The organism is Photobacterium damselae subsp. damselae (assembly GCF_038086725.1).
GTDB lineage: Bacteria > Pseudomonadota > Gammaproteobacteria > Enterobacterales > Vibrionaceae > Photobacterium > Photobacterium damselae.
The window spans coordinates 3,073,159-3,093,589 of the sequence record NZ_CP146970.1 but is presented as its reverse complement, the minus strand read 5'-3'; the positions used below and the strand labels follow the sequence as shown (position 1 = coordinate 3,093,589).

Below are 20,431 nucleotides of genomic sequence, written 5' to 3'. Positions count from 1 at the left end.
ATAGTGTGACCAAGATGAATACAAACGCAGATTCACCGATTGCCATGACTGTTTTAGGTGCTGGCTCATACGGTACCGCTTTGGCCATTTCTCTTGCCCGTAATGGTGCGAATGTTGTGTTATGGGGCCATGAGCCTGAACATATGGCACAGCTAGAAATTGATCGAGCAAATGAAGCGTTTCTTCCTGGCGTTGCTTTTCCTGACTCTTTGATTGTTACCGCAGATCTTAAAGCTGCGGTACAAGCCAGCCGCGACTTATTAGTGGTTGTGCCAAGCCATGTGTTTGGTACGGTGCTACGCCAAGTGAAACCGTTTTTACGCGAAGATTCACGAGTTTGTTGGGCAACCAAAGGGTTAGAGCCAGAAACTGGTCGCTTATTGCAAGATGTAGCAACAGAGGCTCTAGGTGAAGAGGTTCCGCTAGCGGTGCTGTCTGGCCCTACGTTTGCCACTGAACTTGCAGCTGGTATGCCAACGGCGATTGCTGTGGCGTCACCTGACAGCCAGTTTGTCGCAGACTTGCAAAATAAAATTCACTGTAGTCAGACATTTCGTGTCTACAGCAACAGCGATTTTATCGGCATGCAATTAGGTGGCGCAGTTAAGAACGTTATCGCAATTGGTGCTGGTATGTCTGATGGGATTGGCTTTGGTGCTAATGCTCGTACTGCGTTAATTACTCGAGGCCTTGCTGAGATGTGCCGTTTAGGTGCAGCTCTTGGCGCTCATCCAGAAACCTTTATGGGGATGGCTGGCCTTGGTGATTTAGTATTAACTTGTACCGATAATCAATCTCGTAACCGCCGTTTTGGCCTTGCTTTAGGTAAAGGTGAATCGGTTGAACAGGCGCAAATCGATATTGGTCAAGTTGTTGAAGGCTATCGCAATACCAAAGAAGTGCACGCATTAGCAGAGCGCTTTGGGGTTGAAATGCCAATTACAGAGCAGATTTATCAGGTGTTGTACCAAGGTAAAGATGCTCGTATCGCGGCAAAAGATCTGCTGGCTCGTGAGAAAAAATACGAATAATTAGATGCTTGGTTTAACGGCTAAACATTTAAACAAAATCAAACAACGTGAGTGCTAAGCTCGCGTTGTTTTTTTTTAAGAAATGGTTAAAGTTAAGTAAATACCCTAAATCAAAAGAGCTTGAGGACGTTGTGAAGGTATGTCATCAACACCAGGTTTGGCAAGCAATCAAGCAAGAAGCTCGAGAGCAAGCTGAACAAGAGCCGATGCTGGCAAGTTTCTATCATGCCACTATCATTAAACACGATAACCTTGCTGCAGCATTAAGTTACATTTTAGCCAATAAACTGGCCACCCCTTCAATGCCTGCAATGGCGGTTCGTGAAGTAGTAGAAGAGGCGTTTGCTGCAGATTGTATGATCACAGAATCTGCAGCCCATGATATCCGTGCGGTAGTCGAGCGTGACCCTGCTGTAGCTATGTATTCTATACCGTTATTGTACCTAAAAGGTTTCCACGCTTTGCAAGGTTACCGTGTGGCTAACTGGCTGTGGAAACAAAATCGCGTGGCTTTGGCTGTGTATCTGCAAAATCAGATTTCGGTGACTTGCCAAGTTGATGTCCATCCGGCTGCAAAAATTGGTCAAGGGATCATGTTTGACCATGCAACGGGTATTGTTATTGGTGAAACTGCGGTTATCGAAAATGATGTCTCAATTCTGCAAGATGTGACGTTAGGTGGTACCGGTAAAGAGAGCGGTGATCGTCATCCTAAGATTCGTGAAGGTGTCATGATAGGTGCGGGTGCTAAGATTCTTGGTAATATCGAGGTTGGAGAAGGGGCTAAAATTGGCTCTTGTTCGGTAGTCCTCAATCCCGTGCCATCACATACTACTGTTGCAGGTGTTCCGGCTAAAATTGTGGGTCGACCAAGTAGCTCTAAACCCGCAATGGATATGGATCAGCAATTTAATGGCAATGCCCAGACTTTTACCTCTGGCGATGGTATTTAAATGTTATAACCACAAAAAAGGCGATCTTAAGATCGCCTTTTTTAATCTATCGTTGAATTAGATTGCGCCTGCAAAGTCCATCTGTCGCCAAGCTTCAAATGCGATAATTGCAACCGCATTAGAAAGGTTTAGGCTGCGACTATCAGGTTGCATCGGAATACGTAGACGTTGTTCTAATGGCAGGCTTTCGATAAATTCAGCGGGTAAACCACGAGTTTCAGGACCAAAAATCAACACATCACCTTGCTCGAACTTTGCATTGGTATGGTAATTGGTCGTCTTTGTAGTGCAGGCAAATAAACGACGATCGCCCATCGCTTCTTTAAATGCCGCAAAATCTTTATGACGGTATACATGTGCTAAGTCATGATAATCGAGACCCGCGCGACGTAGCTTTTTCTCTTCTAAATCAAAACCTAAAGGCTCAATTAAATGTAGGTTAGCTCCGCAGTTTGCACATAAACGGATAATATTACCGGTATTTGGAGCAATTTCTGGTTCATAAAGCGCAATATCAAACATGATCTTTGGTACTTATTTAAACATTAGCGATGTGATACCGCATTGTGACAAGGCTTAAGTCAACAAGCAAATATCTCGTCATCAATTGTATGGCTATTTCGCTAACGGCAGTTGCAGTGTAATACGTAATCCACCAAGAGGGCTGCGACTTGCCTGTGCGCTACCACTGTGTTGGCGTAAAGCACTTTCCGTTATCGCAAGACCTAATCCCGTTCCGCCACTGCTGCGATCGCGAGCGGTTGATACGCGATAAAAAGGGCGGAATATATCGTTTAGTTCCTCTTCTGGAACGCCTTCTCCATTATCATCAACGGTTATAATCAGTTGATTGTGCTGCTGGTGAAAATGGATTTCGATTTGATCGTTACCATATTTGATGGCGTTACGGATGATATTTTCTAACGCGCTGATCAATAAATTAGGGTTGCCACAAATAGGCCAATCTTCTAGTTGATTATAGGTTAGCTGCTTATGATTTTGTTCAGCTTCAAAACGAGCATCTTCCAGCATTTCAAACCAGAGAGAGTGAGCATCAAAGTGTTGGCGTTCTTGGTGACTATTGACCTGCATTCGCGAGAGTTCTAATAGTTCTCCGATCATTTTTTCAAGTCGCTCAGCTTCGGTATCGATACGATCGAGCTCTTTGCTACTGCCTTGCTTTCGGGTCGCAAGCGCGGTTGCCATCCGTAATCGTGTTAGGGGCGATCGCAATTCATGAGAAATATCAGATAACAAGCGCTGTTGACCTGAAATCATATGGTTAAGGGCTCCGACCATTTGATTAAAACTTGCGCCAGCTTGCTTAAATTCACGAGGCCCTTGCTCTAATTTAGGGTCCACTTCAAATTCTCCTTTGGCGACACGTTCAGCAGCCTGTTGTAAGCGATAGGCTGGGCGTGACACAACCCAAGCTAGCCACAGTAAAAAAGGAGTACTGACAATCATGGTCGCTAGCAGTAATTGAAATGGCTTATCTAAAATTTGAATGAAAAATGGTGGTGGCTCACGCCAGACTCGACCAACATATAGCAGAAGATTTTGCTGCTGAGTCTGAACAACAAAGGGGCCAGCCATCATCCAGCGGCCATACAGTCGTTGGCGAGGTGATTTAGGGTTATCGGCAATAGTAATAAAGTTGCGTAGCGCCCGATTGCGTTTGAGTGGTGCTAAGATTTCGCCGTCTTCTGTGGTGAAATAGAGTTGTGCACTACGGTGTTTTTCGTGGCTGGTTAACTCTTTGAGTGTTCTCGGTAGTGATATTGGCGATTGATCTATTTCTTCACCAATATTGTGTGCCATCTGCTGTAAGCGTTTTAAATGAGAGGTAGGAATGGTGTGCTGTGCTCTTGGATCTAGATTGGGTAACAAGAGTACCGCAATGACGACCACTAATAGGGTGAGCCAAAAAATAGTAAAAATACGACCATAGAGACTGTTTAAAGCAGGAAATCGCATTAACCTTCCTCAACTAAAAGATAGCCTTTGCCACGTAATGTTTTAATTCTCGGTTTATCATCTAAGCGTTCCGGCAGCTTTTTACGTAGATTCGAGACATGCATATCGATTGCGCGATCAAATTGAGCCAGCCGTTTGCCTAAGACTTCTAAGCTAAGCTCCTCTTTTGAGATGATTTTTCCAGGATGCTGAATAAAATAACTCAATAATGCTAATTCAGTACCTGTAACATCGAGAGCGATGTTTTGGCAAAAAGCTTCTTGTCGACCTGGATAAATAGTAATGTCTTGATAATCAATGGTATCTCCATGTGTAACTCGGTTATCTAAAGCTTGAGTTCGACGTAAAATCGCTCGCATACGTGCTAACAATTCTCTATCACTAAAAGGTTTTGGCAGATAGTCATCAGCACCAAGTTCCAAACCTAGTACACGATCAATTTCATCACCTTTAGCAGTAAGCATTAATACTGGTGTACTGTATTTCTCACGTAACCGGCGTAGCATTTCAGTGCCATTCATTTTTGGCATCATGACATCAAGTAGCACTAGATCGATGCTAGCATTGATCTTTTCCAGTCCTTGTTCACCATTGTTGGCTTGCTCAACCTCAAAGCCTTCCATTTCTAAAATATCGTGTAATAGTGCTGTTAATTCGGTGTCGTCATCGACTAGGAGAACTTTTGCCATTATCTGACCTTATATATCGAGCGATTATCTGACTCTAGTATCGCGAATCTTTGTGAAAGCGCCAAGTTGTCTATTTTAGCTTTACGCAGCTTTACGTTTGTTAGACAGCCATTTACTTTATAGGGTGTAGTATTTATCTCAAGCACAGGGGATAGCCCTGCTAACCGAATAACACTTGGAGATAACTCTCATGGCTAAATTAAATAAAGTTCTTGTAATGGCGATTGCTCTACCAATGGTTGTAGGTTCAGCATCTGCAATGGCTTTTGGTGGTAAACATCATGGTGACCATGGTTCGGATAAATGTGGAATGCATGGCGGGAAAAAAATCTTCAGCCAACTAAACCTTACTGACGCGCAAAAAGAGAAAATGAAGGAGCTGCGTCAAGAAAACCGAGCTGAAATGAAAAGTCATCGTGGTGAGCACCGTCAAGAGATGAAGGCGTACCATGATCAGATGCAAGATTTAGTTCTATCAAGCTCTTTTGATGAAGGTCAAGCGCGTGCTCTAGCTGAAAAAATGTCACAGCAACAAGTTGAGCGTCGTGTTCAGATGTTAGAAAATCGCCAAAAAATATTGAATATTTTGACTCCTGAACAAAAAGAAAAGTACAAGGAGTTGCGTCAGCAAAATCTTAAGCAGTGTGCGGAACGCTGGAATAAAGACGCGAAATAATCTTAAGTTTATGTTGCCTTAAGCCACAGCTATTGCTGTGGCTTTTTTGTCTTTGGTCGAAAGTTTGTTAATAAATAACAAAAGATGAATAGAAAAATGACAGTTACATCGGGTTTTGTGATTAAGTTTTCAATAAAAACCGCTATACTTCGGCAAGAGATAATATAAGCGATGACTTAAAATGGTCATCATGAGTTTGCCAGTTTGTTACTAACTCTCTATTACTGTCAAAGTACGAGGTTAGCTTATTGTGGTTTCGTAACAAAAAATACGTTTTCGATAATTACAATAAACAGGGTAAACTAGCGCATAATCTACATATCTCGCGGCCATTGGTTGAGCGATTTATTCGTTTCATTGCTTTAATTGTTATCAAATTATGTAACATAAGATTGGTAACTTTAGTCATTTTGTCGCCAGTGATCGTGATATGAATCAACGAAAAGTTTTAGCAAAATTGTAATATTTCGACAATAGTAAGAAAGTTACAGTTTTCACGAGTAGCGAAGCATCATAGTGGTGCTTGATCGATAGGGGGGAACTTCGATCACTCGTCTCGGATTTGATTTTTCAATTCCCAATATCAGAGGGTAACCATGATTAAGAAGATCGGTGTTTTGACCAGTGGTGGTGACGCACCTGGTATGAATGCAGCAGTTCGCGGTGTTGTTCGTGCAGCACTAACAGAAGGTCTAGAAGTATTTGGTGTGTTTGATGGCTACCAAGGCCTACACCAGAACAAAATTAAGAAACTGGATCGTCAAAGTGTTTCTGATGTAATCAACAAGGGCGGTACTTTCCTTGGCTCAGCACGTTTTCCTGAATTTAAAGATGAAAGCGTTCGTGCTCAAGCAATTGAGAACCTAAAGCTTCACGGTATCGATGCTCTTGTTGTTATCGGCGGCGACGGCTCTTACATGGGCGCGAAGAAGCTAACTGAGATGGGCTACCCATGTATCGGCCTTCCAGGCACAATCGATAACGACGTTGCAGGTACTGATTACACTATCGGTTACATGACTGCAATGAATACTGTTATCGATGCAATTGACCGTCTACGTGATACTTCTTCTTCTCACCAGCGTATTTCTATTGTAGAAGTGATGGGTCGTCACTGTGGTGATCTAACTCTAATGTCTGCAATTGCAGGTGGTTGTGAGTACATCATTACGCCAGAAACAGGTCTAAATAAAGACAAGCTTCTAGAGCGCGTTAAAGAAGGTATCGATAAGGGTAAGAAGCACGCTATTATCGCAATCACTGAGCTAATGACAGATGTTAATGAGCTGGCTAAGTTCATTGAAGATGAAACAGGCCGTGAAACACGTGCTACTGTTCTTGGTCATATCCAGCGTGGTGGTCAGCCAACTGCATTTGACCGTATCCTAGCGTCTCGCATGGGTGCTTATGCTGTCGACCTTCTACTTCAAGGTGAAGGTGGTCGTTGTGTTGGTATTCAACACGAAGAGATGGTTCACCACGACATCATCGATGCGATTGAAAACATGAAGCGTCCAGTTCGTAAAGATCTGTACGCTCTTGCAGACAAGCTATTCTAATAAAATAGTTATTATTCTGCATTAAAGCCGATGTTTATCATCGGCTTTTTGTTTTAATTCAAATACAAAAAAGGCCACAATCGTGGCCTTTTGTTTATCGAAATATCGATAAATTATTTTTTCGCTTCAGCTGCTGCTTTTGCGATTGCAGCAAAGCTTGCTGCATCTAGAGCTGCGCCACCAACTAGAGCACCGTCGATGTCTGGTTGTGCGAAGTATGCAGCTGCGTTTTCTGGCTTAACAGAACCGCCGTATTGGATAACAACGTTCTTAGCAACTTCTTCACTTTGCTCTGCAATGTGAGCACGGATTGCAGCGTGGATGCGCTGTGCATCTTCAGCTGTAGCTGCTTTACCAGTACCGATAGCCCAGATTGGTTCGTATGCGATGATTGCACCGTTTAGCGCATCAACGCCTTGAGTTTTGATCACAGCGTCGATTTGACGAGCACATACAGCTACTGTTTCGCCAGCTTCGTTTTGTGCTTCTGACTCACCGATACATAGAACAGGAGTTAGGCCGTGCTCTTTAAGGAATGCAAACTTCTGAGCAACAAACTCATCAGATTCGTTGTGGTAATCACGACGCTCTGAGTGACCGATGATGATGTGAGTTGCACCGAACTCTTTAAGCATTGCAGGAGAGATATCACCTGTGAATGCACCACTTTCGTGGATGTCTACGTTCTGTGCACCAAGAATGATCTTGTTGTTTGCTTTGCTGATTAGCTGCTCAGCTAGGTCTAGGAACATAACTGGTGGAGCAATCGCTACATCTACACCTTCAACACCGTTTAGTTCAGCGTCTAGGCCCTTAATTAGGTTAGATACCATTTCCTTGCTACCGTTTAGCTTCCAGTTACCCATAACCACAGGATGGCGCATAGCTTTTCTCCAAGTCAATTTGATGAAATAAATGAAATCAATTAAGTAAAAATATATCAGTCATTATGCATATTTTTACTGTCCAAAATCATTAATGTGCTTGTTTGTACCTTTTTCCACAGCAAATGTGAATGGAACGTTCGCAATATTTTTGCAAAAACAGTTTCTACCGTTTGATTCCAGAAAGGTCATCGACACACTCGAATGGGAATTATTATAGCCTGAGTTCGAGGCAAGATGGCACCCTTATTTGATCTTCTTCACTTTACGGCCTTCTGCAATGTGATGAAGTTTGGCGCTGTGCTGACTAAGCTGTTCAGGACTGTCAATTGCTAGGGTTAGTCGTTGCAATAACCGCAACAACTCTTGACGAAGTAGAGCATTGGTATGAAGTGGGTGCTGGCTGCGAGCAATTAACAGATTTAGGCGATGTTGTTGTGCTTGTAGCTGTGTTTGGTTAGATGCAGGACAAGAGGCAATAAATTCTTGGCACAACTGCTGACGTAATATGGTCAGTTGTTTGGGGTCTTCTTTAGCCAGTTGCATTAAGTCATCGAAAGAGGGAAGTGATGCCATAGGTACCTACCAATATCTCATGCCTTATTTGAGTATAGTCAGCAATGAAATATTGGTAAGTATGAAGTTTTACTGAGATTTCGGTTTGATTACCAGTAATTTTCCATCGTAATCTGCCCGGGTTTACGACGAAGATTTTTCTTAAATCCTTTGCCTTCTAGCGCTTCTCTAGTATCGCGAACCATTTGTGGATTACCACATAACATGATTTGACTGTGCTCAGGAATGAGTGACAGTTCTAAAACTTGCTCAAGACTGCCATTACTGATTGCTTGAGGGATTCGTCCAGCTAAGGTATTGGCAATTGATTCTCGGCTAACAAAAGGTTGATAGTAAAGCTGATTAGGATGATCGGCTTGGAATTTGGCAACGGTTTGTTGATAGCTTAGGTCTGCTTGGTATCTAACTGCATGAACTAATACAATGGTGTTAAAACGCTGCCATACAGTAGACTCGCCTAAGATTGATAAGTAAGGGCCAATTGCGGTTCCGGTAGCAAATAACCATAAGATATCACCCTCTGGAACCTCATCTAATGTGAAGAAACCATTGGCTTGGGGCGTAATGAAGACTTTATCACCTTCTTTTAATGCGTGGAGTTTTGGTGATAACAGACCATCAGCGACTCGAGTTGCGTAAATCTCAAGTGGGGCATTAGGGGAATTAACATAAGAATATGCACGTTGAACTCGAGTGCCATCAATATCGAGGGCCAGTTTAGTAAATTGACCCGCCGTAAACGCTTCAACCGGTGCATCTAACGTGAGACTAAATAAATCGTCATTCCAATGATGATTTTTGATAACAGTTGCTTCAACCCAGTTAGCCATAATGACCTCCTAAGACATGGGATAAATCCAATAAGCGCAGCGGCGTTGTCCTGCCACAATATGTTCTGACCGTTCTATTTGATATTGCTTTCCTAATACTTGAGTCAAAATTGAGAGTTCAGATTGGCATAAATTGGGGCAGCGCGTTGCTGCTTGGCAAATAGGGCAATGATTCTCTACAAAGAGGAAGCCGTTTTCTTGAGGGATCAGCTCTGTGATATATCCTTCCTGATCTCGAAGAGCACTAAAGAGCTTAAGTTTTTCTGCGAGCGTGGCATCTGCTGGTATATGCGCTTGATAGTGCAATAAACTTTGCTGTTCTCGCTCTTTGATCACCCGAGTAAGACCATCATGACCAAATAGATTTTCTACTGCATCAAAGGTTTGAATTAACAGATCGTCATGGCGATCACTGAATTGGTTATGGCCTTGTTGACTGAGTTGCCAATGACGTTGTGGACGACCTACCTTCACTTTAACATCAAAATATTCCACTAAGCCTTGTTGCTCTAAAGCTTGTAACTGGAGACGGATCCCCATCGTGGTCAATTCAAAACGCTCTGCAATACTTTTTGCTGTGGTTGCACCTTCGCGCTTAAGTAAGTGAAGTATTTTGTCGTTGGTTTTCATGCGACTCCCAGCAAGGTCCTGATGATCAAGTTCAATGTAGAGTATTATCCCTATAGCCTAGTAAATAAAGCAATTACTTTACAAAATCAACAGCGATAAAAAAAACGTGCCGAAGCACGTTTTTATATTTGCGATAGCTTTTGCTTTTATTGTGCAAAAACCTTATAGAATATGTTGTTTGATCGCGTCGTCTTTGCGCTCAAGATAGTGAGTCGATTTAATGCGACGAATGGTGCGACATTTACCACGAATCAATAGCGTTTCTGTCGTAGCGATATCACCTTGGCGATGGATACCTTCTAACAGATCTCCTTTAGTAATACCTGTTCCAGCAAAGATTACGTTATCGCTCTTTGCCATGTCTTCCATGCGCAGTAGAGTATTAGGCTCAATCCCCATTTCATGACAGCGGCGAATTTCATCTTCACCTAAGCGACGGTTTTCTTCACAGTCTCCTTTCACCTGATGGCGAGGAAGTAGACGACCATGCATATCACCACCTAAAGCACGAATAGCTGCCGCTGATACCACACCTTCTGGGGCTCCACCGATACAGTACATCACATCAACTTCACTGTCTGGCATGCAGGTAAGAATAGAAGCTGCAACATCACCATCGGGTACTGCGAACACGCGAACACCCATGGCTTGCATTTGAGCAATAACTTCATCATGACGTGGTTTTGCTAAAGTAATGACCACTAACTCATGGAGTGATTTATTTAAAGCAGTTGCGATTTTTTCTAAGTTGTCAGCCAGTGGTGCATCTAGGTCAATAACCCCTTTAGCAGCAGGACCTACAACCAATTTTTCCATGTACATATCAGGGGCTTTTAAGAAGGCGCCTTTTTCCGTTGCGGCAAGAACTGCAAGAGCATTATTCTGACCCATAGCCGTCATGCGAGTCCCTTCAATTGGGTCAACCGCAATATCAACTGCATCGCCACCTGTTCCCACTTTTTCACCGATGTACAGCATTGGCGCTTCATCGATTTCACCTTCACCAATCACGATTTCACCATCGATCTCAGTTTGGTTTAGCAAAGTACGCATTACTTCAACCGCTGCATTATCGGCAGCGTTTTTATCACCTCGGCCCAGCCATTTATATCCAGCCAGTGCAGCTCCCTCGGTAACACGAGAAAATGCCATTGCTAAATCGCGTTTCATGATCACTCCAAAATAAAACAATTGTGGGATATTGAACTGGCGCGAAGTGTAACACAATTGCCAGTGAATCGTTTGCGTATTTTAAAAAGATCCGATTTTCCGTGATCTAGATTAATTTGCCTAAGTCATCAGAAATAAAAATCGGAGAGAACATAACGGAAGTCGCAGATATCAAAGGTAGGTATAAATAAGAGGGTAATAAAAAAGGGCTTAAGAAAATACTCAAGCCCTAATGTTACTTATGTGATAGAGGATTACTCTTCGTCTAGTGCCCAACCTTTAGCACATTCAACGGCACGTTTCCAACCACGGTAACGGCGATTACGTTTATTATCGTCTTGGCAAGGTACAAATTTACGATCTAGCTGTGCTTTGTTTTGGAGTTCATCAATTGAATCCCAGAAACCAACCGCAAGACCTGCTAAGTATGCAGCCCCTAATGCGGTCACTTCAGTCACAACTGGGCGATGTACTTCTGCCGCTAGAATGTCTGATTGGAACTGCATTAAGAAGTTATTAGCTACTGCACCGCCATCAACACGCAATGTGCCCAGTTTAATACCTGAGTCTGCCTGCATAGCATCAAGTACGTCACGTGTTTGGTAAGCCACACTTTCAAGCGTTGCGCGGATAATATGGTTTGAATTCACACCGCGAGTTAGACCTACGATTGCACCACGAGCATACGGGTCCCAATATGGCGCGCCAAGACCTGTAAAGGCAGGTACAACATAAACACCATTTGCACTGCCAACTTTTTCGGCAAAGTATTCGGAGTCTTTTGCATCATCGAGTAACTTCACTTCATCGCGTAGCCACTGAATGGATGCGCCACCCATAAAGACCGCACCTTCAAGAGCGTAAGCTACATCGCCTTTTGGACCACAAGCCAGCGTAGTTAATAGACCATTGCTAGAAGAGACTTTCTCTTTACCTGTATTCATAAGCAAGAAGCAGCCAGTACCATAGGTGTTTTTCGCTTGGCCTGGTTCTACACACATTTGACCAAATAATGCCGCTTGCTGGTCACCTGCAATACCTGCGATTGGAATACGAGTACCGCCTTTACCACCAATATTTGTTTGGCCATAGACCTGAGATGATGGTTTTACCTCAGGCATCATTGAAAGTGGAATATCTAACGCTTTGAGTAGTTTTTCATCCCACTCTAGCGTATTGATGTTAAATAGCATGGTACGAGATGCGTTGGTGTAATCTGTTACATGGACACGGCCTTGGGTCATCTTCCAAATTAGCCAAGTGTCGACAGTACCAAACAATAAGTTACCAGCTTCTGCTTGTTCGCGAGCACCTTCTACATGATCTAAAATCCATTTGATCTTAGTACCAGAGAAGTAAGGGTCGACCACAAGACCTGTGTTATCACGAATATAATCCGTTAGGCCTTGTTGTTTTAAATCTTCACAAATATAGGCCGTACGACGGCATTGCCATACGATCGCGTTATAAACCGGTTTGCCGGTAGTTTTATCCCAAACGATGGTGGTTTCACGCTGGTTGGTAATACCAATTGCAGCAACCTGATCGCTGCGGATACCTGCTTTTGCTAAAGCTTCAACTAAGGTCGAGCTTTGAGTTGCATAAATTTCGAGAGGATCGTGCTCAACCCATCCTGATTTTGGATAAATTTGGGTAAATTCACGCTGAGAGCTACAAATGATATTGGCATTTTGATCGAGTACAACTGCTCGAGAGCTGGTGGTGCCTTGATCCAGTGCCACAATGTATTTTTGCTCAGTAGTCATGATCAATTCCTCTAATGGGTCTCTATATAGGGTAGTAGGTTGGTGGCAATCCTTTTAGGTTGCCACCTATAGTTATGTTCGTTTTCTTAGTGCAGAGGGGGATTATGCCGCCTCTTGTTTGATCTCTTCTGCGCCTTCACATTGATTTGGTAAAGTGCAGTTATTGCCTGGTAGGTAAACACCAATAGCTTTTGGATATAGCCAGCCACCAAAGAGTGCACCGCAAATAGGCGCTAAAATTGGGACGATAAAGTAAGGGATATCTTTACCACCAGTCAGTGCCATGTCACCCCATCCAGCTAAGAAAGCAAAGAATTTAGGGCCAAAGTCACGAGCTGGGTTCATTGCAAAGCCTGTTAGTGGACCAAGAGAACCACCAATTACGGCGATTAATACACCAATTAGGATTGGGCCTAGAGCACCACGTGCAGCTCCATTTTTTTGGTCACCAATGGCCAAAATAGCAAACATCAAAACAGCGGTAATGGTGAACTCAACTGCAAATGCACCGAAGAAGCTTAAGGCTGCATGAGGGTAGGTTGAGAAGATACCAGCAGTCGCTAAGCTCTCTTGTGAACCGCGAACAATTTGATGAGTTGCTTCATACTCGGTGAATAAATTGCTGTATAAACCATAGATTAATGCAGCAGAACAAAATGCACCTAAAAGTTGGGCAATAATGAATGGAGCAATTTTGCGTTTATCAAAGCCATGAAAAGCGGCTAGGGACAGTGTGACAGCTGGGTTTAGGTGAGCACCAGAAACGCCAGCGGTACAGTAGATAGCCAAGGCAACGCCTAGACCCCACATAACGCTAACTTCCCATTGACCAAAGTCTGCGCCAGTCAATTTCAGTGCGGCAACACAACCAACACCAAAAAAGATCAGCAAACCTGTTCCGATAAACTCAGCGATACACTCGCCCATCAGGGTGTGTTGCTTCGAAGTCGTCATCTCTCAGTCCTTATAATGATTGTAGGGGGTAGTGCTTATTATTTTTATGGTCGGTAATGTACCCGACTTCATTATTATTAAAATATTCTTAACTGAAAAATGTGCGTTCGAGCATGAAAACAATTTCGCTTTAACTGTTTTGGCAATCGTTTGCTCATTTCATGATTAAACTCTCATTTTCTAAAAAATAGCGGGTGGATGAGTGTTAAAAATTGACCAGAAAGGCAAAGTGGTTTGAGGTTGATAAAGTTATGACAAGTGGATTTTATAATTGAATCGCTATTTAAAGGGGAACTATTGCGTATATTGTTAGTCTGTTAACATTGCTCAAGCCATCTTTGGTTGTGTGAACAGCATCAATGTGCGTCTTCTCTGTTGTGATAAGTTAGCGATAACTTGCTTTTATCATATTGATATAAGATGGCTTGAGTATTTATTATTATGATGATTGCAAGAATTCAATCAATATTGAACAAAAAGTCAGCGATTACCACAAACTACGGGATTAGTAGATGCTCAAAGTGTTCTGCCCCGTTAGAATAAGGTAATAGGAATTAAAACCATGCTCGTGTGGTATTGTCCTAAATGGGTTAGGATAATGATATGGGCTTAGATCAGGTGAACAATATGTCTCTAGAAATGTTGGAAATGCTGGAAGCCAAAGTCCAGTCTGCTGTAGATACTATCGCTCTTCTACAAATGGAAATTGAAGAACTAAAAGAAAAAAATGAGAGCCTAGCAGCTGAAGCGCAAGATCTTCGTTCTGGTCGCGAAACATTAGTTCATGACAACGAGAAGCTGCGTGAAGATCACAATGCATGGCAAGAGCGTGTACGTGCTCTTCTAGGTAAAATGGAACATGTAGAATAAGAGACGAGGTTTTTTACATCGTCTTTTATGGGCCCTGCCGATTGTCTTCAGGAACAACAATCTGCAGGGTCTTTTTCTATCTGTACCTTAATCGAGATCAAGTGGCTCTGGAGAAAGAATTACTCCGGTGTTATCCGCATACAGATGATCTTCAGGTAGGAATGTAACCCCACCAAAGTTAACAGGAACATCAACCTCTCCCACGCTCTGGTTATCTGCGCCAACAGGCATAGAAGCGAGGGCTTGAATACCCAAATCTAACTCATCTAGCTCATCAACGTGGCGAACACAGCCATAGACAACAATGCCTTCCCATTCGTTTTCTGCTGCAAGTTGTGCAATGTCGATGTCTATTAGAGCTCGACGAAGTGAACCGCCACCATCAACCAGTAAAACACGGCCCACTCCAGATTGTTCTAGGACTGAGCGTAGTACACCATTATCTTCAAAACATTTAACCGTCGTAATCTGACCGCCAAATGATCCACGACCACCATAAGAGTTGAACATTGGTTCGACAACATCCACTTGGTCCAGGTAGATATCACATAACTCAGAGGTATTGTATTCCATAAGCACACTTCTTATATCGGCAAAAAGAAAATGGGTAATTAAAGATAAGCTTTGTACTTATCTTTAATTAAAAAATGAGCCGTGTCTTGGTGAAAGTATAATCAGTTGCATATCCATTGCAATGCTAAGCTGTCGCTAAAATTAGACCTGCGGCAAATAATAGATTCGTGATTAATGCGCATTTCACCATGGTGGCCATCATAGGACGTAATGCAGCACCATCAGTTGATTGGAAGACTTGCTTACCATGTTTAAACAACAACGGTGTGCTGAGAATAAACAACCAACCAAAAGGTGAGTGAAGCTCAAATAGGGCGAAAAGAGCCATACAGAGAACACTACCTGCTAATAAGAACAGATGGTATTTGCGCCCCCAAAGAGGCCCCATACGAACAGCTAACGTTAATTTGCCACACTCACGGTCGTTATCGATATCACGTAGATTATTGATATTAAGCACACCAACAGCGAGTAAACCACAAGCGGTAGCAGGCAACATAACCACGGAATCAATTTGGCCAGCTTGCAAGTAATAAGTTCCTGCAACGCCTAGCCAACCAAAAAACATGAGAACGGATAAGTCTCCAAGACCTTGATAACCATAAGGCTTGTTACCAACGGTATAGGCAATCGAGGCGGCAATGGCCATTAAACCTAATAGTAAGAATCCAAACATCTCATGGGCATTGTCGCAAGCGATATAGATTAGCGAAAGGCCACTTATTGCCGTTAAGACAATATTGAGTCCCATCGCTTTGCGCATTGCATTTGGGGTAACTAAACCCGATTGAATCGCTCGTTGTGGACCTAAGCGGTTGTCATTGTCAGTTCCTTTAACGGCATCTCCATAATCGTTAGCTAAGTTCGACAAAATTTGTAGCAAAAGGGCGGTCAACAGAGCGAGAAGCGAGATTGCAGCAGAGAAACTACCATGCCATGCCGCGACAGCACTACCACAGACAATGGACGCAACCGCAAGAGGTAAAGTTTTCGGACGGGCTGCATCAAGCCAGATTGCAAATGAAGAAGATGCTTTCATAAACTCTCAACTTAAAAAAAGATCGAACAACTATTATGGCGAAAATATAGCCTAGAGCAAATAAATCTGACCAACAGTTTGCTTAAAAACAAAAAAAGGTGCTCGTTTGAGCACCTTTTAATATGTTTTTTAGGTATGAATTAAAGAATGAAACGACTTAGGTCTTCATCCTCAACAAATTCACCTAAACGCTCTTTCACATATTCTGCAGTGATTTTGAAGCTCTCACCTGATTTTTCAGTTGCATCATAGGATAGCTCTTCCATTAGGCGTTCCATCACTGTATGCAAACGACGTGCACCAATATTTTCAGTACGCTCGTTTACTTGCCATGCAGCATCAGCTAGAGCATCAATACCTTCTTCTGTAAATTCGATATTGACAGATTCTGTTGCCATTAAGGCTCTGTATTGCTCAGTAAGAGAAGCATTAGGCTCGGTTAGAATTCGTTTAAAGTCATGGCTGCTTAACGCTTCTAATTCTACGCGAATCGGTAGACGACCTTGCAATTCTGGGATCAAATCTGATGGTTTTGCAACTTGGAATGCACCAGATGCCACAAACAGAATATGGTCTGTTTTTACCATGCCATGTTTGGTCGATACTGTACTACCTTCCACAAGAGGAAGTAGGTCACGCTGTACACCTTCACGGGAAATATCAGGGCCAGAGCTTTCGCCACGCTTACAGATTTTATCGATCTCATCAATAAAGACGATACCGTTGTTTTCTACTGCGTGGATTGCTTGCTCTTTTAGCTCTTCTTGATTCACTAATTTAGCTGCTTCTTCTTCGGTTACAGCTTTTAATGCGTCTTTAATTTTTAGTTTGCGTTTTTTGGTTGTGTTACCGGCAAGGTTTTGGAACATACCTTGTAGTTGGTTTGTCATCTCTTCCATGCCCGGAGGAGCCATGATCTCCACACCCATTTGCGGCGCTGCGATGTCTAATTCAATTTCTTTATCGTCTAATTGACCTTCACGCAGTTTTTTACGGAATGACTGACGTGTTGCTGAATTAGTGTCGCTATTTTCGTTTTGGCCCCAAGCATCACGAACAGGTGGAAGTAATACATCTAAGATGCGATCTTCTGCCAGTTCTTCAGCTCGGTAACGGACTTTCTCCATTGCTTGCTGATGTGTCATTTTTACTGCAACATCAGTGAGATCACGGATAATTGTCTCAACTTCTTTACCAACATAACCCACTTCGGTGAATTTTGTCGCTTCTACTTTGATAAATGGTGCGTTAGCTAATTTTGCTAAACGGCGAGCAATTTCGGTTTTACCTACGCCCGTTGGACCAATCATCAGAATATTTTTTGGTGTTACTTCTACTCGTAATGCTTCAGGAAGCTGCATACGACGCCAGCGGTTACGTAGTGCGATTGCTACAGCGCGCTTAGCTTTATCTTGACCAATGATATGACGGTCAAGCTCATGAACAATTTCGCGAGGTGTCATTTCCGACATAGCCACTTCCTTACTTGTAGTCTAATTCTTCGATGGTGTGATGATGGTTTGTGAATACACAAATATCACCTGCAATATTCAGCGATTTTTCGGCGATTTCGCGTGCATCTAAATCTGTGTTTTCCAATAGAGCACGAGCCGCTGCCTGCGCGAAGTTACCACCAGAACCAATAGCAATTAGGTCATTTTCTGGCTGAACTACGTCACCATTACCTGTGATGATCAGCGAACCTGTTTCATCGGCAACAGCCAGTAACGCTTCAAGCTTACGTAGCATGCGATCAGTACGCCAATCTTTTGCTAGCTCTACAGCCGCTTTTAGTAGATGACCTTGGTGCATCTCAAGTTTGCGCTCAAAGCGTTCAAATAGAGTAAATGCATCAGCAGTACCGCCTGCAAAACCGGCTAATACTTTGTTGTTATAAAGACGGCGAACTTTACGGGCGTTACCTTTCATTACGGTATTGCCTAGTGATACTTGGCCATCACCAGCAATGACCACTTTACCGTTGCGACGTACAGATACGATAGTTGTCACGGTGTAATCCTTCTGTTTCTCTTCGGATATGGTTCCGAATTAGACGTTATTTATGATCTTGGGGAGGATTGGTTTTTTTTCAAGGGGGAGAAGAGGAGAAGTTGAGATAAAAAAAGATGCCCGAAGGCATCTCTCTCTATTATTTCCAGCTTAGAATTGCGCAAGGCTCAATACCAGAACTCTGCAAACGACCTCTGGCTTTTAGTGCTTGGTCGCGATCTGGATAAGGCCCTATAAAGACTTTATGCCAGGTACCAGAAGAGGTTTTTACGGTACTGACTTGACTATTAAAGCCTTGGAAAGCAATAGTAGCTTTACGTTCATTGGCTTGATCGGCTGAGTGATACGCACCACACTGAACGATATAACGCACACTAGGTTTCGTGACGGGTTTTGTCTCAGGTTTTGGTTGTGGCTTAACAGGCTCGGTTGGGACAACTGGTGTAGTTGGTTGAACCGGCTTTGGTTTTGCTACATCCGCAACTTTATCTGCTGTTGGACTCACCGTCGGTTTTATAGCGTCTGACTTCTGTGCCGCCTCTTGTTGTTGCTTACGGCGTTCTGCTTCTGCTTTGTCTCGAGCTGCTTTTTCAGCTGCAATACGAGCTCTTTCTGCTTGAGCTTTTTCTGCCGCTAAGCGTTGCTTTTCATCTTGGGTCGGTAGTTGGATGACTTTATTTTCCAACTCTTTGATATAACGCCATTTCTCTTCAGGTTTAGGCGGCAGTTGATCTTTTTTCTTCTCTGTTTGCTGTACTTTTTCAATCAGTTGATCGAGCTGCTTTTGCTCTTTTGTGACTGATGCTTCAGGTGTTTTATCTTCAGGGGCTGGAGAGTGCGAAAGGTAAAAAAGTCCGTAACCGAGTAAACCGGTTAAGACAAGCGCCAGCGCTCCTAATTTTTTAGGAAACCTATCTGCTACAGTTGTTGGAGCCTTTCGGCTTTGGCGTGTCGGCGCTTTTTTCTGCACTCGACCGCGTTTTACATAATCTTTAGTGGCCACGATAACAACAAATAAGTTAAGGAACGATATAGGATATATGGTACAAACTTGAACGGAAACTGACTAGTCATTGCGACGTAAAACCGCCAAAGTTACGTCAAAATGGTGCAAAATATGAGGAGGGCTTAGCAAATGAGTAAGCCCACAGTGTCTTATCCCTTAAGAATTAGCGCAAAGGCGGAGCGGCACTTTCACGAATAACAAGTTTCGCATCAAGTAAACGGGAACCCGCCTGCACTTCTTTTCCTTTCAGTAATTCCAATAACATCAACATGGCCTGACGACCAATCTCATAACGAGGTTGGGAAACCGTGGTTAATGGTGGATCGCAAAACTCAGCAAATTGAATATCATCAAAGCCGACAATGGAAATATCTTGAGGTACACGAAGTCCAAGACGTTTAGCCTGCTGCATAGCGCCAATAGCCATCACATCTGAGTGACAGAATATGGCGGTTGGTGGCTCTGGTAGTGACAATAAATTGGTAACAGCACGAGCGCCTGCGGCAAATGAGAAATCGCCGGTGATGGTATAGGCTGGGTTAAGTTCAATCCCACCTCGGCGTAGGGCTTGTTGATAGCCTTGTGCGCGAAACTCTGATAATGCCGCTTTGCTAGGACCAGAAATTTGAGCAATACGACGGTGACCCATTTGAGTTAAGTAGTTCACAGCTTCAAATGCGGCGGTCAGGTTATCGATATGAACAGTAGGCAGTTCAAGCTCTGGGGCATATTCACACGCCATAACCAATGGTGGAAGATTCTTTTGCTCAGGTTTACTTACATCAAACGGCAGATCGGTTCCTAGTAGGAGCATGCCATCAGCTTGTTTGGTGAAGACCAAATTAACAAAGGAATTTTCTCGTGTTTTTTGCTGACCACTGTCACCAAGCAGAACAAGATAACCGTGTTCCATCGCAGCTTCTTCTATGCCACGAATAATCTCAGTGAAATAGGGGTCGCAAATATCAGGCACGATAGTTACGATAGTTTTGGACTCGTTACGACGTAAATTACGTGCTAATGAGTTAGGGGAATATCCCGCTTCCATGACGGCTTGCTCGACTTTTTTTCTCGTCGAGGCCGACACTTTTTCTGGGTTCATTAGGGCTCGTGAAACCGTAGCCGTTGAAACTCCAGCAAGCTGGGCAACATCCTTCATTGTCGCCATAGTGCAGTTCCTCTCTAAATTCTTTCTCTCAAATAAGGTCTATCGGAGGATCTTGGCCAACTTAGCAGAT

General features: G+C 43.2%; 20 protein-coding genes and 1 pseudogene. 5 read left to right on the top strand and 16 right to left on the bottom strand.

Annotation, left to right across the window (positions count from 1 at the left end; translation table 11 throughout):
* Positions 1–14: 14 nt before the first annotated feature.
* Together gpsA and cysE are read left to right on the top strand one after the other, a co-directional pair.
* On the top strand, positions 15–1,031 hold the full coding sequence (gpsA, locus tag WAX86_RS14210; RefSeq protein WP_036764694.1) for an NAD(P)H-dependent glycerol-3-phosphate dehydrogenase: 1,017 nt from the start codon (positions 15–17) through the stop codon (positions 1,029–1,031).
* Between the two features lie 131 nt (positions 1,032–1,162).
* Positions 1,163–1,984: a serine O-acetyltransferase gene (gene cysE, locus WAX86_RS14205; protein WP_106223345.1), complete on the top strand. Its 822-nt coding sequence runs from the start codon at positions 1,163–1,165 to the stop codon at positions 1,982–1,984.
* A 57-nt stretch (positions 1,985–2,041) separates the two neighbouring features.
* Here the strand turns inward: cysE and trmL are convergent, their stop codons facing one another.
* The 3 genes from trmL to WAX86_RS14190 all read right to left on the bottom strand — a co-directional run bounded on the left by trmL (position 2,042) and on the right by WAX86_RS14190 (position 4,650).
* Positions 2,042–2,506, bottom strand: a complete 465-nt coding sequence (gene trmL / locus WAX86_RS14200; RefSeq protein WP_005302588.1) for a tRNA (uridine(34)/cytosine(34)/5-carboxymethylaminomethyluridine(34)-2'-O)-methyltransferase TrmL — start codon at positions 2,504–2,506, stop codon at positions 2,042–2,044.
* Between the two features lie 93 nt (positions 2,507–2,599).
* Complete coding sequence (gene cpxA, locus WAX86_RS14195; protein ID WP_005302590.1) at positions 2,600–3,961, bottom strand: envelope stress sensor histidine kinase CpxA; 1,362 nt, start codon at positions 3,959–3,961, stop codon at positions 2,600–2,602.
* The gene (locus tag WAX86_RS14190; protein ID WP_106223338.1) at positions 3,961–4,650 is read right to left on the bottom strand and encodes a response regulator; all 690 of its coding nucleotides are present in this window, start codon (positions 4,648–4,650) and stop codon (positions 3,961–3,963) included. Before WAX86_RS14190 ends, cpxA begins: the two co-directional genes overlap by 1 nt.
* Before the next feature lie 190 nt (positions 4,651–4,840).
* Between WAX86_RS14190 and WAX86_RS14185 the strand changes: the two genes are divergently transcribed.
* Positions 4,841–5,326: a CpxP family protein gene (locus tag WAX86_RS14185; RefSeq protein WP_341488934.1), complete on the top strand. Its 486-nt coding sequence runs from the start codon at positions 4,841–4,843 to the stop codon at positions 5,324–5,326.
* A 596-nt stretch (positions 5,327–5,922) separates the two neighbouring features.
* Complete coding sequence (gene pfkA, locus WAX86_RS14180; protein WP_005302595.1) at positions 5,923–6,885, top strand: 6-phosphofructokinase; 963 nt, start codon at positions 5,923–5,925, stop codon at positions 6,883–6,885.
* A gap of 113 nt (positions 6,886–6,998) precedes the next feature.
* Here pfkA and tpiA read toward each other — a convergent pair whose 3' ends face one another.
* The 7 genes from tpiA to WAX86_RS14145 form a co-directional block, all read right to left on the bottom strand.
* Positions 6,999–7,769, bottom strand: coding sequence for a triose-phosphate isomerase (tpiA, locus tag WAX86_RS14175; RefSeq protein ID WP_005302597.1), 771 nt, complete (start codon positions 7,767–7,769; stop codon positions 6,999–7,001).
* Positions 7,770–8,015: 246 nt separating this feature from the next.
* On the bottom strand, positions 8,016–8,345 hold the full coding sequence (locus WAX86_RS14170; RefSeq protein ID WP_341488933.1) for a DUF3135 domain-containing protein: 330 nt from the start codon (positions 8,343–8,345) through the stop codon (positions 8,016–8,018).
* Positions 8,346–8,434: 89 nt separating this feature from the next.
* Positions 8,435–9,175 carry a ferredoxin--NADP(+) reductase gene (locus WAX86_RS14165; RefSeq protein ID WP_044174045.1) on the bottom strand — a complete coding sequence of 247 codons (741 nt, stop codon included), beginning with the start codon at positions 9,173–9,175 and terminating at the stop codon, positions 8,435–8,437.
* 9 nt (positions 9,176–9,184) lie between these two features.
* A complete protein-coding gene (locus tag WAX86_RS14160; RefSeq protein ID WP_005302604.1) occupies positions 9,185–9,805 on the bottom strand; it encodes a metalloregulator ArsR/SmtB family transcription factor in 621 nt (206 codons plus the stop codon).
* 162 nt (positions 9,806–9,967) lie between these two features.
* Entirely contained in the window at positions 9,968–10,975 is a 1,008-nt protein-coding gene (gene glpX, locus WAX86_RS14155) for a class II fructose-bisphosphatase (RefSeq protein ID WP_065172436.1), read from the bottom strand.
* A 254-nt stretch (positions 10,976–11,229) separates the two neighbouring features.
* A complete protein-coding gene (gene glpK / locus WAX86_RS14150; RefSeq protein ID WP_065172435.1) occupies positions 11,230–12,741 on the bottom strand; it encodes a glycerol kinase GlpK in 1,512 nt (503 codons plus the stop codon).
* A 102-nt stretch (positions 12,742–12,843) separates the two neighbouring features.
* Positions 12,844–13,695 (bottom strand): MIP/aquaporin family protein, encoded by an 852-nt coding sequence (locus tag WAX86_RS14145; protein WP_065172434.1) that lies wholly within the window; start codon positions 13,693–13,695, stop codon positions 12,844–12,846.
* Positions 13,696–14,322: 627 nt separating this feature from the next.
* Between WAX86_RS14145 and zapB the strand changes: the two genes are divergently transcribed.
* Positions 14,323–14,565: a cell division protein ZapB gene (gene zapB / locus WAX86_RS14140; RefSeq protein ID WP_044176973.1), complete on the top strand. Its 243-nt coding sequence runs from the start codon at positions 14,323–14,325 to the stop codon at positions 14,563–14,565.
* 87 nt (positions 14,566–14,652) lie between these two features.
* Here the strand turns inward: zapB and rraA are convergent, their stop codons facing one another.
* From rraA to cytR, 6 genes and pseudogenes are all read right to left on the bottom strand, one after another.
* Entirely contained in the window at positions 14,653–15,138 is a 486-nt protein-coding gene (gene rraA, locus WAX86_RS14135; protein WP_005302613.1) for a ribonuclease E activity regulator RraA, read from the bottom strand.
* A 124-nt stretch (positions 15,139–15,262) separates the two neighbouring features.
* Positions 15,263–16,177, bottom strand: coding sequence for a 1,4-dihydroxy-2-naphthoate polyprenyltransferase (locus tag WAX86_RS14130; protein WP_005302615.1), 915 nt, complete (start codon positions 16,175–16,177; stop codon positions 15,263–15,265).
* A gap of 140 nt (positions 16,178–16,317) precedes the next feature.
* Complete coding sequence (gene hslU / locus WAX86_RS14125) at positions 16,318–17,649, bottom strand: HslU--HslV peptidase ATPase subunit (RefSeq protein ID WP_341488932.1); 1,332 nt, start codon at positions 17,647–17,649, stop codon at positions 16,318–16,320.
* A gap of 10 nt (positions 17,650–17,659) precedes the next feature.
* Positions 17,660–18,187 (bottom strand): ATP-dependent protease subunit HslV, encoded by a 528-nt coding sequence (gene hslV, locus WAX86_RS14120; protein ID WP_005302619.1) that lies wholly within the window; start codon positions 18,185–18,187, stop codon positions 17,660–17,662.
* Between the two features lie 139 nt (positions 18,188–18,326).
* Positions 18,327–19,190, bottom strand: coding sequence for a cell division protein FtsN (gene ftsN, locus WAX86_RS14115; protein WP_044174061.1), 864 nt, complete (start codon positions 19,188–19,190; stop codon positions 18,327–18,329).
* A 166-nt stretch (positions 19,191–19,356) separates the two neighbouring features.
* Positions 19,357–20,364: pseudogene (gene cytR / locus WAX86_RS14110) on the bottom strand (DNA-binding transcriptional regulator CytR); the annotation flags it as partial.
* Positions 20,365–20,431: the final 67 nt, after the last annotated feature.

Excerpts from the sequence above, each read along its gene's own strand:
- gpsA (WP_036764694.1), top strand. The coding sequence starts at position 15 with ATGAATACAAACGCAGATTCACCGATTGCCATGACTGTTTTAGGTGCT.
- trmL (WP_005302588.1), bottom strand. The coding sequence starts at position 2,506 with ATGTTTGATATTGCGCTTTATGAACCAGAAATTGCTCCAAATACCGGT.
- cpxA (WP_005302590.1), bottom strand. The coding sequence starts at position 3,961 with ATGCGATTTCCTGCTTTAAACAGTCTCTATGGTCGTATTTTTACTATT.
- WAX86_RS14190 (WP_106223338.1), bottom strand. The coding sequence starts at position 4,650 with ATGGCAAAAGTTCTCCTAGTCGATGACGACACCGAATTAACAGCACTA.
- WAX86_RS14185 (WP_341488934.1), top strand. The coding sequence starts at position 4,841 with ATGGCTAAATTAAATAAAGTTCTTGTAATGGCGATTGCTCTACCAATG.
- pfkA (WP_005302595.1), top strand. The coding sequence starts at position 5,923 with ATGATTAAGAAGATCGGTGTTTTGACCAGTGGTGGTGACGCACCTGGT.
- tpiA (WP_005302597.1), bottom strand. The coding sequence starts at position 7,769 with ATGCGCCATCCTGTGGTTATGGGTAACTGGAAGCTAAACGGTAGCAAG.
- WAX86_RS14170 (WP_341488933.1), bottom strand. The coding sequence starts at position 8,345 with ATGGCATCACTTCCCTCTTTCGATGACTTAATGCAACTGGCTAAAGAA.
- WAX86_RS14165 (WP_044174045.1), bottom strand. The coding sequence starts at position 9,175 with ATGGCTAACTGGGTTGAAGCAACTGTTATCAAAAATCATCATTGGAAT.
- WAX86_RS14160 (WP_005302604.1), bottom strand. The coding sequence starts at position 9,805 with ATGAAAACCAACGACAAAATACTTCACTTACTTAAGCGCGAAGGTGCA.
- glpX (WP_065172436.1), bottom strand. The coding sequence starts at position 10,975 with ATGAAACGCGATTTAGCAATGGCATTTTCTCGTGTTACCGAGGGAGCT.
- glpK (WP_065172435.1), bottom strand. The coding sequence starts at position 12,741 with ATGACTACTGAGCAAAAATACATTGTGGCACTGGATCAAGGCACCACC.
- WAX86_RS14145 (WP_065172434.1), bottom strand. The coding sequence starts at position 13,695 with ATGACGACTTCGAAGCAACACACCCTGATGGGCGAGTGTATCGCTGAG.
- zapB (WP_044176973.1), top strand. The coding sequence starts at position 14,323 with ATGTCTCTAGAAATGTTGGAAATGCTGGAAGCCAAAGTCCAGTCTGCT.
- rraA (WP_005302613.1), bottom strand. The coding sequence starts at position 15,138 with ATGGAATACAATACCTCTGAGTTATGTGATATCTACCTGGACCAAGTG.
- WAX86_RS14130 (WP_005302615.1), bottom strand. The coding sequence starts at position 16,177 with ATGAAAGCATCTTCTTCATTTGCAATCTGGCTTGATGCAGCCCGTCCG.
- hslU (WP_341488932.1), bottom strand. The coding sequence starts at position 17,649 with ATGTCGGAAATGACACCTCGCGAAATTGTTCATGAGCTTGACCGTCAT.